Origin of the sequence: Draconibacterium sediminis, assembly GCF_000949475.1 — a bacterium.
GTDB lineage: Bacteria > Bacteroidota > Bacteroidia > Bacteroidales > Prolixibacteraceae > Draconibacterium > Draconibacterium sediminis.
Window position 1 is genome coordinate 1,461,531 of the sequence record NZ_JRHC01000001.1, and the last position, 17,266, is coordinate 1,478,796.

Annotated in this window: 16 protein-coding genes; 10 read left to right on the forward strand and 6 right to left on the reverse strand. The window is 42.0% G+C overall.

The window, feature by feature from the left end; genetic code table 11:
* Position 1: 1 nt before the first annotated feature.
* Both LH29_RS06010 and LH29_RS06015 read left to right on the forward strand, forming a co-directional pair.
* Positions 2-1,753 carry an NADH-dependent [FeFe] hydrogenase, group A6 gene (locus LH29_RS06010; RefSeq protein WP_045026763.1) on the forward strand — a complete coding sequence of 584 codons (1,752 nt, stop codon included), beginning with the start codon at positions 2-4 and terminating at the stop codon, positions 1,751-1,753.
* 48 nt (positions 1,754-1,801) lie between these two features.
* Positions 1,802-2,284, forward strand: coding sequence for an NADH-quinone oxidoreductase subunit NuoE family protein (locus LH29_RS06015; RefSeq protein ID WP_045026765.1), 483 nt, complete (start codon positions 1,802-1,804; stop codon positions 2,282-2,284).
* A 77-nt stretch (positions 2,285-2,361) separates the two neighbouring features.
* On the opposite strand, the gene LH29_RS06020 is transcribed toward LH29_RS06015, so the two are convergent.
* From LH29_RS06020 to LH29_RS06035, 4 genes are all read right to left on the reverse strand, one after another.
* A complete protein-coding gene (locus LH29_RS06020) occupies positions 2,362-3,141 on the reverse strand; it encodes an alpha/beta fold hydrolase (protein ID WP_045026766.1) in 780 nt (259 codons plus the stop codon).
* Between the two features lie 102 nt (positions 3,142-3,243).
* Positions 3,244-4,017 carry an NIPSNAP family protein gene (locus LH29_RS06025; protein ID WP_045026768.1) on the reverse strand — a complete coding sequence of 258 codons (774 nt, stop codon included), beginning with the start codon at positions 4,015-4,017 and terminating at the stop codon, positions 3,244-3,246.
* A gap of 33 nt (positions 4,018-4,050) precedes the next feature.
* Positions 4,051-5,238, reverse strand: coding sequence for an aldo/keto reductase (locus tag LH29_RS06030; protein ID WP_157493584.1), 1,188 nt, complete (start codon positions 5,236-5,238; stop codon positions 4,051-4,053).
* 156 nt (positions 5,239-5,394) lie between these two features.
* The gene (locus LH29_RS06035; RefSeq protein WP_082063436.1) at positions 5,395-7,821 is read right to left on the reverse strand and encodes an alpha/beta hydrolase family protein; all 2,427 of its coding nucleotides are present in this window, start codon (positions 7,819-7,821) and stop codon (positions 5,395-5,397) included.
* A gap of 200 nt (positions 7,822-8,021) precedes the next feature.
* Between LH29_RS06035 and surE the strand changes: the two genes are divergently transcribed.
* From surE to LH29_RS06075, 8 genes are all read left to right on the forward strand, one after another.
* Positions 8,022-8,795, forward strand: a complete 774-nt coding sequence (gene surE, locus LH29_RS06040; RefSeq protein WP_045026771.1) for a 5'/3'-nucleotidase SurE — start codon at positions 8,022-8,024, stop codon at positions 8,793-8,795.
* A gap of 10 nt (positions 8,796-8,805) precedes the next feature.
* Positions 8,806-9,108, forward strand: coding sequence for a hypothetical protein (locus LH29_RS06045; protein WP_045026773.1), 303 nt, complete (start codon positions 8,806-8,808; stop codon positions 9,106-9,108).
* Position 9,109: 1 nt separating this feature from the next.
* Positions 9,110-10,255 carry a lipid-A-disaccharide synthase gene (gene lpxB / locus LH29_RS06050; RefSeq protein WP_045026776.1) on the forward strand — a complete coding sequence of 382 codons (1,146 nt, stop codon included), beginning with the start codon at positions 9,110-9,112 and terminating at the stop codon, positions 10,253-10,255.
* Between the two features lie 8 nt (positions 10,256-10,263).
* Positions 10,264-12,672 (forward strand): gliding motility-associated ABC transporter substrate-binding protein GldG, encoded by a 2,409-nt coding sequence (gene gldG / locus LH29_RS06055; RefSeq protein ID WP_045026779.1) that lies wholly within the window; start codon positions 10,264-10,266, stop codon positions 12,670-12,672.
* A gap of 113 nt (positions 12,673-12,785) precedes the next feature.
* Entirely contained in the window at positions 12,786-13,913 is a 1,128-nt protein-coding gene (gene dnaN, locus LH29_RS06060) for a DNA polymerase III subunit beta (RefSeq protein WP_045026781.1), read from the forward strand.
* Between the two features lie 74 nt (positions 13,914-13,987).
* Positions 13,988-14,794 (forward strand): 3'-5' exonuclease, encoded by an 807-nt coding sequence (locus LH29_RS06065; RefSeq protein WP_045026782.1) that lies wholly within the window; start codon positions 13,988-13,990, stop codon positions 14,792-14,794.
* A gap of 40 nt (positions 14,795-14,834) precedes the next feature.
* Positions 14,835-15,449, forward strand: coding sequence for a fumarylacetoacetate hydrolase family protein (locus LH29_RS06070; protein WP_045026783.1), 615 nt, complete (start codon positions 14,835-14,837; stop codon positions 15,447-15,449).
* 84 nt (positions 15,450-15,533) lie between these two features.
* Positions 15,534-15,956, forward strand: coding sequence for an acyl-CoA thioesterase (locus LH29_RS06075; RefSeq protein WP_045026785.1), 423 nt, complete (start codon positions 15,534-15,536; stop codon positions 15,954-15,956).
* Here LH29_RS06075 and LH29_RS06080 read toward each other — a convergent pair.
* Both LH29_RS06080 and LH29_RS06085 read right to left on the reverse strand, forming a co-directional pair.
* A complete protein-coding gene (locus LH29_RS06080) occupies positions 15,953-16,573 on the reverse strand; it encodes a hypothetical protein (protein WP_045026788.1) in 621 nt (206 codons plus the stop codon). The genes LH29_RS06075 and LH29_RS06080 overlap by 4 nt on opposite strands.
* 5 nt (positions 16,574-16,578) lie before the next feature.
* A complete protein-coding gene (locus LH29_RS06085) occupies positions 16,579-17,217 on the reverse strand; it encodes a YkgJ family cysteine cluster protein (protein ID WP_045026790.1) in 639 nt (212 codons plus the stop codon).
* Positions 17,218-17,266 lie beyond the last annotated feature (49 nt).

The window sequence follows — 17,266 nt, forward strand, 5'->3', positions numbered from 1 at the left end:
TATGGATATAGTAAATCTTACGATAGATAATAAACCGGTTGTGGTAAAATCAGGAACCACAATTCTTGAAGCGGCATCGGGTGTTGGCATGCATATTCCAACGCTGTGCCACATGAAACTTGAAGACCTGAATATTGAGAACAAACCGGGTGGCTGCCGCATTTGTGTAGTGGAGGTGGAAGGAAGAAGAAACCTGGCACCGGCTTGCTGCACCGATGTGAGTGAAGGAATGAAGATCAACACGCACTCGATGCGGGTGATTAATGCGCGCAGAACAGTAATGGAATTGATTCTTTCAGATCATCCTTTCGACTGTCTGATCTGTGCCAAATCAGGCAACTGTGATTTGCAGGATATGGCGCACAACCTCGGAATTCGAGAAATTCATTATAAAGGTGAGCAGTCGACTTACCGCGAAGATACTTCGCCGGCCATCATTCGCGAGGTAGACAAATGTATTATGTGCCGCCGTTGCGAAACCATGTGTAACGAAGTGCAAACCGTTGGTGTTTTATCGGCCATTAATCGTGGTTTCGAATCGGTTGTTTCACCTGCTTTCGAAATGAACCTCGATCACTCGGTGTGTACATATTGCGGCCAGTGTGTGGCCGTTTGTCCAACCGGAGCATTAACTGAAGTTGACGAAACCGGAAAAGTGATTCGTGCACTTTCCGATCCTACAAAAACTGTAATTGTACAAACAGCTCCGGCTGTACGCGCAGCGTTGGGCGAGGAGTTTGGAATGGAAGCCGGATCGTTGGTAACCGGAAAACTGGTAGCTGCTTTGCGCCGTTTGGGTTTCGATCATGTTTTTGATACCGACTTTGCCGCCGACCTTACCATTATGGAAGAAGGCACCGAGTTGCTGAACCGTCTGGGAAAACATTTGGCAGGCGATAAAGAAGTAAAACTACCTATTCTTACTTCTTGCTGTCCGGCGTGGGTGAAATTCTTTGAACACCAATTCCCGGAAATGAAAGATATTCCTTCAACTGCACGATCGCCACAGCAAATGTTTGGTGCGATTGCCAAAACCTATTTTGCCGATCAGTTGGGAATTAAACGCGAAGATATGGTTGTGGTTTCGATTATGCCATGTGTGGCTAAAAAATACGAGTGTGGCCGCGATGAGTTTAAAACCAACGATAATCCGGATGTTGATCATGCACTTACTACACGTGAGTTGGCAGCGTTGATCAAACTTTCGAATATCGATTTTACGGCGCTACCAAACGAAGACTTTGATAATCCGCTGGGTGAATCAACCGGAGCCGGAGTGATCTTCGGAACAACAGGTGGTGTAATTGAAGCGGCAGTTCGTACGGCGTATGAAGTTCATACCAAAAAAGAATTACCAAAATTGGATTTTGAGGAGCTGCGAGGTATGGAAGGAATCCGCGAAGCTACTATCGATTTTGACGGATTGCCAATTAAAATTGGTATTGCACATGGATTGGGTAACGCGCGTAAACTGCTGGAAGATATTCAGGCCGGTAAAAGTGAATTCCACGCCATTGAGATTATGAGCTGTCCCGGTGGATGTATCGGTGGTGGCGGACAGCCATACCATCATGGTGATGCGGGTATTCTGAAAAAAAGACAAGCTGCCCTGTATACAGAAGACAAGAACAAAACGCTGCGCAAGTCGCACGAGAATCCACATATTATTGAGTTGTATGAAAAGTTCCTGGGTGAACCGATGAGTGAAAAAGCACATCATCTGTTGCACACCGAGTATTTCGACAGGACTTAGAAATGTATGCGTGAATTTTTGAATGTTTAAATTTTAAAACGTAAGAAAATGCCAAAAATTAAATTAGCAGAGAATACAGTACAACTCATAAAAGATATTTGCAAGGAGTTTGAAAATAAAGAAAGCGAGCTGATAAATGTGCTGCACCAGGTGCAAAGCAAATTGGGTTATTTGCCCGCTGAGGTTCAGGAAGTAATTGCAAAAGAGCTTAAAACATCGGTGGCTAAAGTGTACGGTGTTGTAACTTTTTACAGCTTCTTCACAATGATCCCACAAGGCGAGAATCCAATCTCAATTTGTATGGGAACGGCCTGTTATGTTCGCGGTGCCGAGCAGGTATTAAACGAATTCAAACGCCAGCTGAAAGTGGAAGTGGGTGAGTCGACCGAAGACGGTAAATTTTCCATCAACTGCTTACGCTGCGTGGGAGCCTGTGGTTTGGCTCCGGTGGTAACCGTTGGCGAAAAAGTGTACGGCAGGGTAGCGCCAACTGATGTAAAAAAGATTATCGCCGAATATAAGAACCACTAGACGGTTGGATAAAATATTGTTCTGATGAAATTTCCCTCCGTATTTTACGGGGGGATTTTTTTATAAGAGGTTTGAAATTAAGACGAGATACTTTTAATAAACTGAATACTTCGTTCGTTAAAAATATCGGGCTGATCGATATTGCAAACGTGACCGCTGTTTTTAATAATCTCCAGTTTTGAGTTAAAGTGTTTTTTCACCAGGTTCGATACGGTTGGTAAAAACATATGATCGCGGTCTCCCATCAGATACAAAACAGGAGCCGAGGCTTCTTTTATCAAAAACTCTTGCAGATTATCCTTAATTTCGGTCGACATGCGCAACCATTTCTTAAATTCTTTTTCACCTAAACGAATAGCTTCACGGATAAACAATTTTCGCGATGCAATATCTTTTTTATAAGGAATAAGAATCCACGCATTGATTCTGTACAGCCACATATACGGGAAAATCGTTTGCAGCAATTTGGCCACCGAAACAAGTGCGTTGATACGTGTGTTAAACTGAACCACAGCTCCGCCTAAAATAATCGACTCGGCACGGCCCGGAGCCAGTTTATCCATGGCGCGAATGACAATACAGCCTAACGAAATGCCTACCAAATGTGCTTTCTCAATCTTCAGGTGATCCATTGTTTTGATCACATCCAATGCGATTTCATCAAAAGCATAAATTTCAGCCTGGGTGTATTCTTTTTTCGATTTCCCATGCCCGCGCAGGTCTACCAACAGCACATTAAAATGCTTTTTGAATTCGCGCAGTTGCCTAAACCACACAACATTACTTCCCCCGGCGCCGTGTACAAACACCACCCAGGTATGCGAGCTTTTATGTGGAAACACTTTGTTGTAAAGCATGCTGCAAAAGTAAAATTATTTCAATATAACAGCAAGCCTGGTTTTTGGTTGGCTACAATAGGTCTTATTTTTAAGGATTATTAAGAGTCGCTTAGCACTAAATTAAAAATCGGAATAAGCGGTTGGATGGCACAACCAGTTGTCGATGTGCGAAACTGTATTGGCATAAGCTTTATCGTTTTTTAATACCTCCCATTTTGGATCGGTCCTGAATGCCTGCCAAAGTTTTTCATTTGTCTCGATGTTTTTAAACGAAGTCATGTAAATAAGATTAGGCATATTTGCTCCGGCCAAAACTTCGCCAAAAAACACAGCGTTAAAACCAAGGTTGTTGAAGATTGCAAGTTCTCCGCCCTCGTTAAACATTTCAACTTTCTTTTGGTAAAGTTTTTCGGTGGCCCCTTCATAACTTCTTATTTGAAAGATCTGTTCCTGTTTGGGCGTGTCGAAAGCCGGCTTGTGATAGACTGGCATATCCGAAAATGCTCTTAAAAGAATAGTCTCAACGCGTGTAAATGGCGGATTGTCGTGTGCTGCATTTATGTAAGCGGCACCTTCTGCATTTAATTCAACACGACTGAGTTGATCTTCTATCTTCTCAATTTCGCTCAGATTGTTTAAAGGAATGAAAACAAATATTTTTTTGCCGTAATCCGGATCGGTTTCAATGGGTTTAAATACACCAACGTGTTCAATTCCTGCCTTGTGGGCAGCCTGAATAAAAGTGCTTTTAAGGTAGTTATCAATACGTTCTTCCTGACCGGGATTTTCAATGCTGTATACTTTTATTTGGTAATAGTTGCCGGCAAGAAGTTGGGAAAAGGAAAACAATGCAATTATAAAAACTGCGATTTTAAGAATTGGTTTAGATTTCATTTTTAACGGTTTTTGGTTTATCGCACTAAGATATTAATTTTTAGCTAATTTGTATTCAGGTTTATACAAAGCCCGATGAGTTTCAGCAAGTAGTTCTTTTAGCGGAATATGACCAGGAATTTTTGAAGTATCAATTTTGTTCAAATTTGCTTGGGTGGGTAATTCTCCCGGAAACCAGTGGCTTTTTTCATTAAAGGTTTTGTAGCGGTATTTTGCAAAATCGATCATGTCGTATGATTTCCACAGCCTGCGCAAGCGCAAAACTTCTGGAATGTTTATTCCCGACGGATCGTTTTGCATCTCAAACCCCTCGAAAACGGCATACGGATCGTCGAATAAAAAGCTATCCAGTTTTATTTTGGTTTCGTAATCAGCCTTGCTCCATGGCGAAGTGTTTGGGAAAATGCCTTTCATTTCCTCAAAATGTTCTTTTTCGGTTATGCCGAACGAAAGCGTGTGAATGGCCGGATTATTTAAACAAAACCGGGCATTCCACTGAATGGGTGTTAACGGAGAAGTGGCATTTTTTACCTTGTCCGGTGCATTAAATAGTTGTCCGCCTTTATCGTTTGGCGAAATAATAAAAACCCCCATGTCGTGCACTTCGGCCATTTGTACCGCTGCCAGGTTTCGCTGGTTAAAATAGTAGTAGTGCAGGTTCACAAAATCGAACAAGCCTGTTTCAATGGCGCGCACAATAACCTCCACCGGGGCGTGTGTACTAAAACCAACGTGTTGTATTATGCCTTCTTCTTTTAATTTCAGCAGCGCTTCAACCGCTCCTCCTCTTTTGCAACTTTGTTCCAGCAATTCGGGGGTGTTTATTCCGTGCCATCCATAAAAATCGAAGTAATCGGTTTGCAAATCGCGCAACTGGTTTTCAACCATCTCATAGGTGGTATCAGCTGTCATCGGGTTTCCTTTGGTCATTAAATGATACGAGGTACGCGGAATGGATAATTCTTCATTTAACACTTTACCGTAAACGGTCTCGCTTTTTTTGTAGCCCCAGGCCGTTTCAATGTGGTTGATACCCGCATCGAATGCCAGTTGAACCGTATTCAAACATTCTTCCAATGTATCTTCAGGAATTTCTCGCCGCGGATCGTCCCAGCCATGCTTAAAACGCATGCCGCCAAGTGTTATCGTACTCAGGTACTTTTCGGTTTTCCCAAAACGTCGGTATTGCATTCCCTCTTTTTTATTCAGAATTTTTGGCATAACAATGCATCATTTTTTATCTACGATCGACAAAGGTAGGCTTTTATATCATCTTCGAAATTGAAAGTGCTTGAAGAAAATGTTAAGTGATATTTGAAATAAAAAGGCCCAAAATAGCTTTTAACTATTCCGGGCCTTCTACTCACTTTGGTGATCTTATTTCTTATTTTTTACATATTTTTCCAGCCATTGATCCTGCTCCCATAGCATGTGTGAAATTGATTCGCGGGCTGAATAACCGTGGCTTTCTTTTGGTAACATTACCAGTCGAACCGGTGCGCCCAATCCTTTTAAGGCATTAAAGTAACGTTCACTTTGCATTGGATAAGTTCCCGAGTTGTTATCCGCCATTCCGTGAATAAGCAATAGTGGTGTTTTCATTTTATCGGCATGCATAAACGGACTCATGGTGTAATAGACTTCCGGAGCTTCCCAATAAGTTCTTTCTTCGCTTTGGAAACCAAATGGTGTAAGCGTGCGGTTATAGGCACCACTTCGGGCAATTCCGGCAGCAAAAAGATCGGAGTGCGACAACAGGTTGGCAGTCATAAAAGCACCGTATGAGTGACCTCCAACTGCAACACGGTCACGGTCGATGTATCCCAACTCGTCAACCGCATCAATGGCTGCTTTTGCGTTTGCCACCAATTGTTCGCGGAAACTGTCGTTGGGCTCTTTATCGCCTTCTCCAACAATTGGGAACGCAGCATCGTCGAGAATTGCATATCCACGAGTTACCCAAAAAATAATCGATCCGTACGACGGGTAGGTAAACGTATGTGGTGATGAGGTCACCTGTCCTGCAGCTGATTTGTCTTTATACTCTCGCGGATAGGCCCATAATACCATTGGTAGCTTTTCTTTTTTGTCCATGTCGTAACCGGCAGGCAGATACAACGTTCCCGATAAGTCTAAACCATCTTCACGTTTGTAGTTAATTATCTCTTTGTGAATGTCGGCAATACTTTGGTAAGGATTTTTAAAGAAAGTAACCGGCTGTGGTGCGATACGTTTTTTTATGTTCCGGATGTAGTAATTCGGATACTGAGTGCTGGTTTCAACACGAGTTAAAAGAACACCTTTGTCGGCATCAATAACACGAATAATATTCTCAAGAGTTGTTTCTCCATCAGCACGCCATAACCGTTCTGTTTCTTTTGTTATCAGGTCAAAGGCATCGAAAAAGGGACGCATTCCTTCCGGAGAATAACCACGCCCGGTTAAATACAATGTGTTTTTGTCCATCTCGAGTGTGTAAGTTCCTAACTCGTTCTTGGTGGTAACAAATGATCCGGGATCGTTATAACGGTCATTTGTATTGCGGTCGAAAAGAACAATTGGTTCAACTGACGCATCGCCCGGGCTGAATAGATATGTTTTTTCATTGCGGGTATTCCACCACTCGTCGGTGGCAATTGCAACAGCATCATTTCCCCAGATAATTTTGCCAAAACGCTGTTGAGTTTTTAAAATGGATTTTGGTTCCCCTTCAAACGGAGCATCAAGCGTAAACACTTCGTCTCTGAAATCAACTTCAACGGCCGGGTCTCCTTCGTCAAGTGCTTTGACGTAACAAATAGTTGCCGGTTTGTCGGCACGCCAGCGCAGGCTACGTATTTCTTTTGTGGTCGACATAAAGCCTTTCGGACGTACTTCTTCAAGCGGAACATCGCGAATAACTTTTACCAGCGTGCCCGATTTGTCGTAAATAGTTGTTTTCGATGGAAAGCGACCGTATGTTACGATGTATGAAAATGGTTCGCCAAGTGTCGTGATCAGAATATATTCACCATCAGGAGAAAAACTCATGCCGGTATACATGGCGGTTTCTTTCCATTCCGACTTGTTTCCATCAAGATCAACCGTGTAAAGTGTCGACTGAGCTAATTGTTTAAAGTTGAACTCATCGGCTTTGTCTTTTAGCAAATCCTGATAAGTTCTGTTTTGAGCTTTTTGCCCGTCGCTAACCGAAACTTTTGGGCCGGTTGGTATCGCAGTCGATTTGTCAATCAACGGTTTTTTGTCGGCCGGAAGCATTTTTACAAGCAACTTACTGTTGTCTTCAAACCATTCAAATGCAGAGCCAATATTGGCGTTTAGATTTGCACCTGTAAGTTTTTTACATGTAGCTTCGTTAATATCCAAAATCCACAACTCAACACCTTCGTCAACAGTGTTGGTAAACGCCATTTTGCTTTGGTCGGGCGACCATGTAAAATTTGCAAGACGCCCGCTTGCCGGTACATTACTAACTTTAATTTCCTTTGGTTCGCCAACTTTCATTAACGAGATGTTGGTATAATAACGCGTTCTGCTACCAATGTTGGTTACCGGATTAATTCGTAATCCGGCCAAACGTAATTCGGGTTCCGATAATTCGTTAATGCTTTTAAACTGATTGCGATGCAGTAAAACAATATTTTCGTTTTTAGCATCGAAAGATGCTGAAGGAACCGCCGGAGCATCGATCAATTCCAGAATTTCTTTAGGTGGTTTCTGGTATTCGATATCTACCTGGGCCGTAGCTCCATACCAAATGAGGGAAACAATACAAAATGCAGTGAGTTTTTTCAAGTATTTCATTATTCAAATTTTAAGAATATGTTTCTGACCGAACTTATTTAAGACTTATAAAAACTGGCGATCAACGATCTCCGGAAAATATAAATAATACTAAGTACAAAATGTTCATAAATCCCATATGGGTAAGGACGTATAAGATATAGTTGGTATAAAATTGGTTTGATGCCACAAGATAGTAATTTCTAATTATCTTTGCTCTCATGCAAAAAAACGATTCTGAAAAACCATTAATTTTGGTTACAAACGACGATGGAATTCATGCAAAAGGTTTGCGTGAACTGGTGGAGGTAATGCAATTTTTTGGTGATGTAGTGGTCATTTCTTCCGAAGTTTCCATGTCGGGGAAAGCTTGTGGTATTACAGTTGATCAGCCGCTGCGGGCAGTGCCTGTGGAGAAGATTCATGGTGTACCAACCTATAAATGTAACGGGACGCCGGTTGACAGTGTAAAACTGAGTTTTAACAGTTTGTTCGAGCGAACACCCGATTATGTGGTGTCGGGAATTAACCACGGATCCAATGCATCCATCAGCGTAATTTACAGCGGAACAATGGGAGCTGCCATTGAAGGTGGCTTGCACGGTGTGCCGTCCATCGGTTTTTCACTGGATGACTATGGTTCAGAGGCAGATTTTTCGAAAGCGAAACTGGTTGTAGCCCGTGTATTTCAGAGTGTTATTGAAAATGGTATTCCTGCGTTTACCTGTTTGAATGTGAATATTCCGAAAGGGAAACCTGAGGGGATAAAAGTATGCCGCCAGGCGCATGGAAAGTGGATGGAAGAGTTTGAAAAAAGAACCGATCCACACGGAAGAGAATACCACTGGCTTTCGGGATATTTTCAGAATTTGGATGAAGACACCGAAGACACCGATATTTTTGCATTGGAAAATAATTTTGCCACCGTGGTACCCGTTCGGGTTGATATGACTTGCTACGAAACCATGGATCAAATTAAGTCGTGGAAGTTTTAATCCGTCTTCTATGCCAAAAAACAAACAGCATAAATACGACAAAGTAGGAGTTGGTGTTTTAACCGGACTGGTTTTGCCGCTGATTATTTTTTTTATCGTATATCTGACCGGCGAAAACGATATGTCGTTTCTCGATTACATTGCCGGAATGAGGCGCATGCAGGCGCTTGTTAAAATTGGCAGCCTGTGCGTTTTTACCAATGTTGGCGCCTTTTGGATCTTCCTGCACCTAAAATACGAAAAGGCGGCCCGAGGAGTGTTGGGAGCCACAATTCTTTATGCCTTACTGGTATTAATTTTAAGAGCAGGTTAATATGCGGTACTACATTATAGCTGGCGAAGCATCGGGCGATTTGCATGGTTCAAACCTGATGAAGGAACTGAAAGTTGCCGACAAAGAGGCTGATTTTCGTTTTTTTGGCGGCGATAAAATGCAGGCAGTTGGCGGCGAATTGGTAAAACACTACCGCGAAATGGCGTTTATGGGTTTTGTGAATGTGATTCTGAATATCCGAACCATAAAACGCAACATGGAGTTTTGTAAAACAGACCTGCTTAGCTATGAACCCGATGTACTTATACTGATTGATTACCCCGGATTTAACCTGCGGATTGCGGAGTTTGCCAAACAGAACAACATAAAAGTTTACTATTATATTTCGCCAAAATTGTGGGCCTGGAAGGAATACAGGGTTAAAAAGGTGCGGGCTTTTGTTGATGAAATGTTTACTATTTTTCCCTTTGAAACCGAGTTTTACAAAAAGCACGGCATTGAGGTAAATTATGTGGGAAATCCGCTGTTCGACTCGATTACGGAATTTGAAAACACAGCACAGCCGGCAGCTGATTTTAAAACCAAAAAGAATTTAGATGAACGCCCGATAATTGCCTTACTGGCCGGAAGCCGTGTGCAGGAAATAAAAGGAACCTTGCCGGTAATGAAAAAGGCTGTTGAGGGCCGCAATGATTACCAGGTGGTGTTGGCCGGTGTTTCGTCGGTCGACAAAGAGTTGTATGCCGGAATTTTGCAGGGTAGCAACATCAAAGTGATTTACGAATCTACTTACGATTTGCTGAATAATGCACATACGGCCTTGGTCGCCTCCGGAACGGCCGCATTGGAAACGGCTTTGTTTCATGTGCCGCAAACTGTGCTTTACAAAGTTGAAGGCGGCGTGTTGGTTCATTACATTATGGCTGCTGTTTTAAAAATTGACTGGGTGTCGCTGCCTAATATTATTTTGGGGAAAATGGCAGTAAAAGAGCTGCTTCAAAAAGATATGACCGTTAAGAAAGTAACGGCAGAACTGGATCGATTACTCAGTGATGAAACCTATCGTAACAGAATTTTATCGGATTACCGCGATATGCAAAAACTAATGGGCGAACCGGGATGCTCAAAACGGGCCGCTGAAAAAATGGTTGAATTGTTATCTTTGAGTTCTGAACATAAATCGTAAGAATACAAGTGTATAGCTTATTCAAAAAAGAAATAAAAACTTTCCTCGGATCGCTGATCGGGTACCTGGCCGTGCTGGTTTTTTTATTGGTTACCGGTTTGTTTTTGTGGATTTTCCCGGGGAATTACAATATCCCGGAAAATAACTATGCAACGCTGCAGGGGCTTTTTACGCTGGCACCGTGGTTGTACCTGTTTTTGGTTCCTGCTATTACCATGCGCATGTTTGCCGACGAAAAACGCAGTGGTACCATCGAAATCCTACTTACGCGGCCACTGGCAGATTTTCAGTTGGTAATGGCAAAATTTTTGGCCGGGCTGGTGCTGGTGGTTTTCTCGTTGTTGCCCACTTTATTATATTTTTTGTCGGTTTTTTGGCTGGGGAATCCGGTAGGAAGTATCGACACCGGTGCAACCTGGGGATCGTTTTTTGGGCTTTTTTTCCTGGCAACAATTTATGTGGCCATTGGTATTTTTGCCTCGTCGCTTACCGATAACCAGATCGTTTCCTTCATCTTCGGAATGTCGCTGTCTTTTATCTTTTACCTCGGTTTCGAGTTTGTGGCATCGGCCGAAGTTCCTTATTTGCTGGAGCAAATTTTTTCATGGTTAAGCATTAACGATCATTACCTTTCCATTTCGCGGGGAGTGGTTGATATGCGCGATATCCTGTATTTTATTGGTATGGCCTTTTTGTTTTTGTATGGCACCACTCTGATTTTACGAAAAGGAAAACTCCGAAAAACAAAAGCAAAAGTTCGGGCGGTGGTTGTTCCGCTAGCCGTTTTGCTGATACTCGCCATTTCATCGAACTTTTTATACCGTATCGACTTGACGGCCGAAAAACGTTATTCGCTTTCGGATGTAAGTAAACAAATGGTAGGCGGTCTGGAAGGTCCGGTGGAAGTGGAGTTGTATTTGAGTGGCGAGCTGGAAGCGGGATTGCGAAAAATACAAAACGAAGTGCTGGAAAAGATTGCTGTGCTGAATGCTTACAGTTCGGCTCCGATTCGGGTTCGCGTTTTTAATCCGTACAGTATTGCGAATATTGAAAAGCAGGAAGAATTTATTACCGGACTGATAAACAAAGGTGTACCGCGAATTAATTTTGGGCATAAAACCGAGCAGGGCGTGAGTTCGCGATTTATTTTTCCTGGTGCGATTATTCGTTATCAAAACAAAGAGCTGGCGGTTAATTTTCTGAAAAATAATCCGTACACGAGTTATGAAAATAACTTTAACCATTCGGTGGAAACCATCGAGTTCGAGCTGATAAACGCATTCCATAAACTGATGCGAAAGAAAAAATCGGTACTGGCATTTTTGCAGGGGCACGATGAGGCGAATCAGTACGAAGTGGCTGATATTGCACGGGCATTGTCTGCCGATTTTGAGATTGACATGATGGAAGCCTCTGATCTGGAAGATTCGGATGTTGATATTTTGGTAATTGCCAATCCCAAAAAGGAATTCCCGGAGACCTCAAAAATTGCCATCGACCAGTACCTGATGAAAGGTGGAAAACTGATGTGGCTGGTTGATCCGGTTCAGGTAAGTTTAGACAGTTTGAGTAAAGGATTTCAAACTTATTCATTTCCAAACGACATGAATATTGGCGACCAACTGTTTCGATACGGTGTTCGCCTGAATTATGAGTTGCTGCAGGATGTAAACTGTATTCAAATTCGGGTAAATACAGCCGCGCCGGGTAATGCGCCACGTTACACCTTGCATCCGTGGTATTATTCGCCATTGCTTACGCCCAACGATAATCACCCGATTAGCCGAAACCTAAACTGGGTAAAGACAGAATTTGTTTCATCGCTCGATACGGTTTCTGCCAGTTCAAATCTCCGAAAAGAGGTGATTCTGAGTACATCGCCTTATGCCCGCCGGATAAAAGCACCGTCGTCAGTGAGTTTGGCAAACATTAACAATCCGCCGGCACGTGAGTTGTTTACACAGTCGGATATTCCGGTTGGTGTTTTGCTGGAAGGCGTTTTTACTTCGAACTATAAAAACCGTATGGTGGAAAACTACGGCTATTCATCGGCAGAAATGATTACGGAAAGTCAACCCACACAAATGATCGTAATTGCCGACGGTGGTATGATGACCAACAAAGTAAATTATTCTACCAATCCACCTAAAATTCAGGAACTTGGTTTCGACGAAATATCGGGTCAGGTTTTCGGGAATAAGGAGTTTCTGATCAATGCCATTTCGTACCTCGATGACAGACAGGGAATTATGCAGTTGCGGGGCCGCTCGCTAAAATTACGTTTGCTCGACAAAGTTAAACTGCGCGAAGAAGCAGCTTTCTGGAAATGGCTGAATGTATTGCTGCCACTGCTTTTAATCATTGTTTTTGCACTGGTTTACAACCTTGTTCGTAAATACAAATACAATCGTTCATAAAAACGGGTAAAATCAAACGAAGCACGATAGGGATAATTCCTGAAAGTTTGTATATTCGTATACTTAGATGAGTTGTAAATAAGACAAGAATTCAAAAAAATAAATCGAAATAAATGAAGTTTGTAGTTTCAAGCACCGAATTACTGAGCCACCTTTCTGCAATTAGTAAGGTTATCAGCAGTAAAAGTACAATGCCAATTCTCGATAACTTCTTGTTTCAGTTAAGCGAAACAGAGTTAACCATAACAGCTTCCGATCTGGAGTCGACCTTAATTACCAGCCTCGAGTTGGATAATATTGAAGGCGAAGGAGCTGTGGCAGTTCCGGCAAAGTTGATCACCGATACGCTGAAAGAATTTCCGGAGCAGCCACTGACATTTCAGATCGATGGTGATTCTTATCATGTTGAAATTTTTTCCGACAATGGTAAATTCAGCATCATGGGACAAAATGCCGAGGATTTTCCTGAGCAGCCGGCGTTGGATGAAGAAGGTGCATCTTCAATTGATGTTAGCCACGTTGTACTTCAGAAAGGAATTGAAAAAACTTTGTTTGCCACGGCCGACGATGAATTACGTCCGGTAATGAATGGTATTTACGTTGAGCTTACTCCTGATTTTGTGAGTTTTGTAGCATCTGATGCGCACAAGCTGGTACGTTACCGTCGTTTGGATGCAAAAGCTGAATTCGAGTCTTCGTTTATTTTGCCTAAAAAACCGGCTAGCTTGTTGAAAAACCTGTTGCCAAAAGAAGAGTTTGATGTAAAACTGGAATTCGACGATAAAAACGCCTTTTTTACCTTAAGCAACTACAAACTTATCTGTCGTTTGGTTGAAGGAAATTACCCAAGTTATAATTCGGTAATTCCAACCAACAACCCGAACAAAATGATTATCGACCGCCTGAATTTCTTTAACACCGTAAAACGTGTTTCCGTATTCTCGAACCAGGCGAGCAACCTTGTAAAACTGAATATTACCGACAACCAGTTGGTGGTTTCGGCACAAGATATCGACTTTTCAATTTCGGCAGTTGAGCGCATCAATTGCGAATACGAGGGCGAAGAAATTGAAATTGGTTTCAAATCAACCTTCCTCCAGGAAATTCTTACCAATATTTCAACCGGCGATGTAAAGGTTGAAATGAGCGATCCAACACGTGCAGGCTTGTTGCTTCCGGCTGAAAACGACGAAGACGAAGATATGTTGATGCTGCTGATGCCAATGATGATTAACGTTTAAAAAGATACAACGATAAACCGAAAAGGTATCCGGGAACGCAGGTTTTAGGGTACCTTTTTTAATTCATACCCACCATGAAATTACATTTAAAAAACGCTTTGGTTTTTTTAGATCTGGAAACCACCGGAATAAACATTGTTACGGATCGAATTGTGGAGATTGCTTTAATAAAAGTAAATGTTGACGGTACCGAGGAAGAAAAACTGTTGCGGATAAATCCTGAACAACCCATTCCGATTGAGGCTTCTTTGATTCATGGAATTTACGATGAGGATGTAAAAGACGCGCCAACTTTTAAGGAAGTAGCAAAAACGCTGGCTAAATTTATGGAAGGATGCGACCTGGCTGGTTTTAATTCTAACCGTTTTGATATTCCCTTACTGGCCGAAGAGTTTTTACGTGCCGAGGTGGATGTTGATTTTAAAAAGCGCAAATTTATTGATGTGCAGGCCATCTTTCACAAAATGGAAAAACGCACACTGGCAGCAGCATACAAATTTTATTGTAACCAGGAATTGACTGATGCGCACAGTGCCATGGCCGATACAAAAGCAACTTATGAAGTGCTGAAATCGCAGCTCGATAAATACAAAGATGTGGAGTATGAAGATGCCAAAGGGAAAAAATCAACGCCTATTGCAAACGATGTGGAGAAGTTGAGCGAATTCTCGTCGTACGACCGCAATGTTGATTTCGTGGGCCGCATTGTTTACGATGAAAATGGTGTTGAAGTCTTTAACTTTGGAAAGAACAAAGGAGTACCGGTTGAGCAGGTTTTACAGGAGCAACCCGGTTACTTCGGCTGGATTTTGAACAGTGAATTTCCGCTGTATACAAAGAAAGTTTTAACACAGTTGAAACTAAGAATGATGAATAAATAAAGCTCGTAGCTAGAAGCTCGAGGCTCGTAATTAGATTATTATGAAAATAATTTGCATAGGAAGAAATTACGTGGCTCATGCCAAAGAGTTAGGGAACGACATACCCGAAGAACCCATCTTTTTTATGAAGCCGGATACCGCCTTGTTGCGAAATAACGATCCGTTTTATATCCCGGACTGGACCAACGAGGTGCATCACGAAATTGAGTTGGTGATCAAGATAAACCGTATTGGTAAAAACATTGAAAAACGCTTTGCTCATCGTTATTACGACGAGGTGGGCTTGGGAATCGATTTCACGGCCCGTGATGTGCAGGCGCAACTAAAAGCAAAAGGTCTGCCCTGGGAAAAAGCAAAAGCTTTTGATAAGTCAGCGGTGTTAAGCAGTACCTTCTTGCCAAAATCAATTTTCCCCGATCAGGAGGCAATCAGTTTTCGCCTGGACATAAACGGCGCTACTGTTCAGGAATCGCATTCGGGAATGATGATCTTTGATTTTGATGAATTGATTGCCCATATCTCTAAATATGTTACCCTGAAAATTGGTGACCTCATTTACACCGGGACACCGGCAAATGTTGGCCCGGTTGCCATCGGCGATCGTTTGGAAGGGTATCTGGAAGACAAGAAATTATTTGATTTCGAGGTTAAGTAAACCATAATAAATACATTTTCACCGGCTTTTAAGCCGGTGTTTTTATAAATTGTAGAATCAGGCTGTAGCCTTTAAACCTATAAAATGCAGGATTACCATTTTGAATTAGAGATGCAGGTTCGCGATTACGAATGCGACATCCAGGGAATAGTAAATAATTCTGTTTACCAGAACTATTTGGAACACACGCGCCATAAATTTTTGAACCACGTTGGGCTCGATTTTGCACAATTGCACGAAGATGGAATTGATGCTGTTGTTATTAAAGCCGAGTTGGAATACAAATTTCCATTGCGCCCCGGCGATGATTTTTTTGTTCGTTTGAAAATCGGGAAACAAGGTCGTTTACGCATTGTATTTTTGCAGGAGGTAATTCGTAAAGCCGATGAAAAACTGATGGTAAAAGGCCGCATTACTTCGGTACTTACAAAAAATGGTCGTCCATTGTCGCCAGAAATTCTGGAGAGTAAATTTGAGGAGGCTGGAATAGCTATTGAGGAAGTTTAGTTGCTGCTGTTGAGTATGGTACTTAAATGATCGGTTTTTGTATCGCTCCCAAATGTCGATATATAATCCTTTAGTAATTCACCGGCTTTATCGCAGTTTGAATTCTCTTTCTGGCATTCGTACACGTAGCTTGCTGCCAACCCGAAAAGCGCATCCTTGTTCTCAGCATTAACTTCTAAAACCCGGTTGAACTGATATCTCGCATTTTTGTAATGACTTTTATTTAGCCATTCATAACCGGAGTCAAGCAAATAGCTGATTTGCCCGATCGTAATTTCTGCTTTTTGCTTCTCTGCTTCAGAAACATAGGGGTGATAATTTTTTTGACTGATGCTAAAGAAAAATTGAAAGATTCCAAAAGTTATCAGGGGAATAAAGATTACCAATGATACAATGGTAAGAAATAGTGTACGTTTCTGATCTTTTTCAATTTTCGTTCGGTATTTCGTTTTTAATTGGGCGAGTTGTTCCGGTGAAACTTGTTTTGAAACCAGCTTATATTTGTTTTTGAAGATTAGTTTCTCACCCTTATCCCAGTTCTGGTAGGCATGGTGTTTGGGGCGCGCATTGGCGCGTAACGATTGTATCATTGCAAGAACCGATCCGCCAAATCCCATAACCGTTATTTTATTAGTTTCTCTTCAATACGAAATTCTTTAGCCTCAACACCATTGGTTTTTAGCGCCGATTTAAATCCTTCGTTCATCATTCGTCCCAAACGCATTGGCATATCCAAAAGGGCAGGGTAGGTGTTTTTATCATCGGGGTGCTTATAAAAGTGAACACAACTTTTCACATCCGACGAAAGATAAATACGGCAGGCCATCGGGCGAGCTTCATACGCGGAACATGCATCGTCTTTTAAAAGCGGGCAGGGATGTTTGGCATTCATCAGTTCATCGCCTTTTAATTGGCTCAGTTTGGCTTGTTTTTGTTGGGCTTTTTCGGTGATTACAGAAATCGTTTCAGCATCAAAAGATTTCTCAATAAACGCCTGTAAATAATCCAACTCATAATCCAGCGCAAAAACCGGTTGGTGGCAACACCAGCTGCAGCCCCGTTTACAATCGATACTTTGATTTTGTTGCCGGGCGTAAATAAACAACGAATCAATCAATCCGTCGATAGCGGCATACATTTCTTTTATTGACTGATGCACAGCTTCCTGCTCCATGTTGGCTTCAACAGCTTTCATGGCCAGTTGGTATCCATCGTGAAAAAAGGCTTTTTCGAGTTGTTCAAATTGCGGATTAGTGGTCATTTCAATATTTTGATTGAAAATATTGAAATTATGATAGAAAAACAACAAT

Excerpts from the sequence above, each read along its gene's own strand:
- LH29_RS06010 (WP_045026763.1), top strand. The coding sequence starts at position 2 with ATGGATATAGTAAATCTTACGATAGATAATAAACCGGTTGTGGTAAAA.
- LH29_RS06015 (WP_045026765.1), top strand. The coding sequence starts at position 1,802 with ATGCCAAAAATTAAATTAGCAGAGAATACAGTACAACTCATAAAAGAT.
- LH29_RS06020 (WP_045026766.1), bottom strand. The coding sequence starts at position 3,141 with ATGCTTTACAACAAAGTGTTTCCACATAAAAGCTCGCATACCTGGGTG.
- LH29_RS06025 (WP_045026768.1), bottom strand. The coding sequence starts at position 4,017 with ATGAAATCTAAACCAATTCTTAAAATCGCAGTTTTTATAATTGCATTG.
- LH29_RS06030 (WP_157493584.1), bottom strand. The coding sequence starts at position 5,238 with ATGCCAAAAATTCTGAATAAAAAAGAGGGAATGCAATACCGACGTTTT.
- LH29_RS06035 (WP_082063436.1), bottom strand. The coding sequence starts at position 7,821 with ATGAAATACTTGAAAAAACTCACTGCATTTTGTATTGTTTCCCTCATT.
- surE (WP_045026771.1), top strand. The coding sequence starts at position 8,022 with ATGCAAAAAAACGATTCTGAAAAACCATTAATTTTGGTTACAAACGAC.
- LH29_RS06045 (WP_045026773.1), top strand. The coding sequence starts at position 8,806 with ATGCCAAAAAACAAACAGCATAAATACGACAAAGTAGGAGTTGGTGTT.
- lpxB (WP_045026776.1), top strand. The coding sequence starts at position 9,110 with ATGCGGTACTACATTATAGCTGGCGAAGCATCGGGCGATTTGCATGGT.
- dnaN (WP_045026781.1), top strand. The coding sequence starts at position 12,786 with ATGAAGTTTGTAGTTTCAAGCACCGAATTACTGAGCCACCTTTCTGCA.
- LH29_RS06065 (WP_045026782.1), top strand. The coding sequence starts at position 13,988 with ATGAAATTACATTTAAAAAACGCTTTGGTTTTTTTAGATCTGGAAACC.
- LH29_RS06070 (WP_045026783.1), top strand. The coding sequence starts at position 14,835 with ATGAAAATAATTTGCATAGGAAGAAATTACGTGGCTCATGCCAAAGAG.
- LH29_RS06075 (WP_045026785.1), top strand. The coding sequence starts at position 15,534 with ATGCAGGATTACCATTTTGAATTAGAGATGCAGGTTCGCGATTACGAA.
- LH29_RS06080 (WP_045026788.1), bottom strand. The coding sequence starts at position 16,573 with ATGGGATTTGGCGGATCGGTTCTTGCAATGATACAATCGTTACGCGCC.
- LH29_RS06085 (WP_045026790.1), bottom strand. The coding sequence starts at position 17,217 with ATGACCACTAATCCGCAATTTGAACAACTCGAAAAAGCCTTTTTTCAC.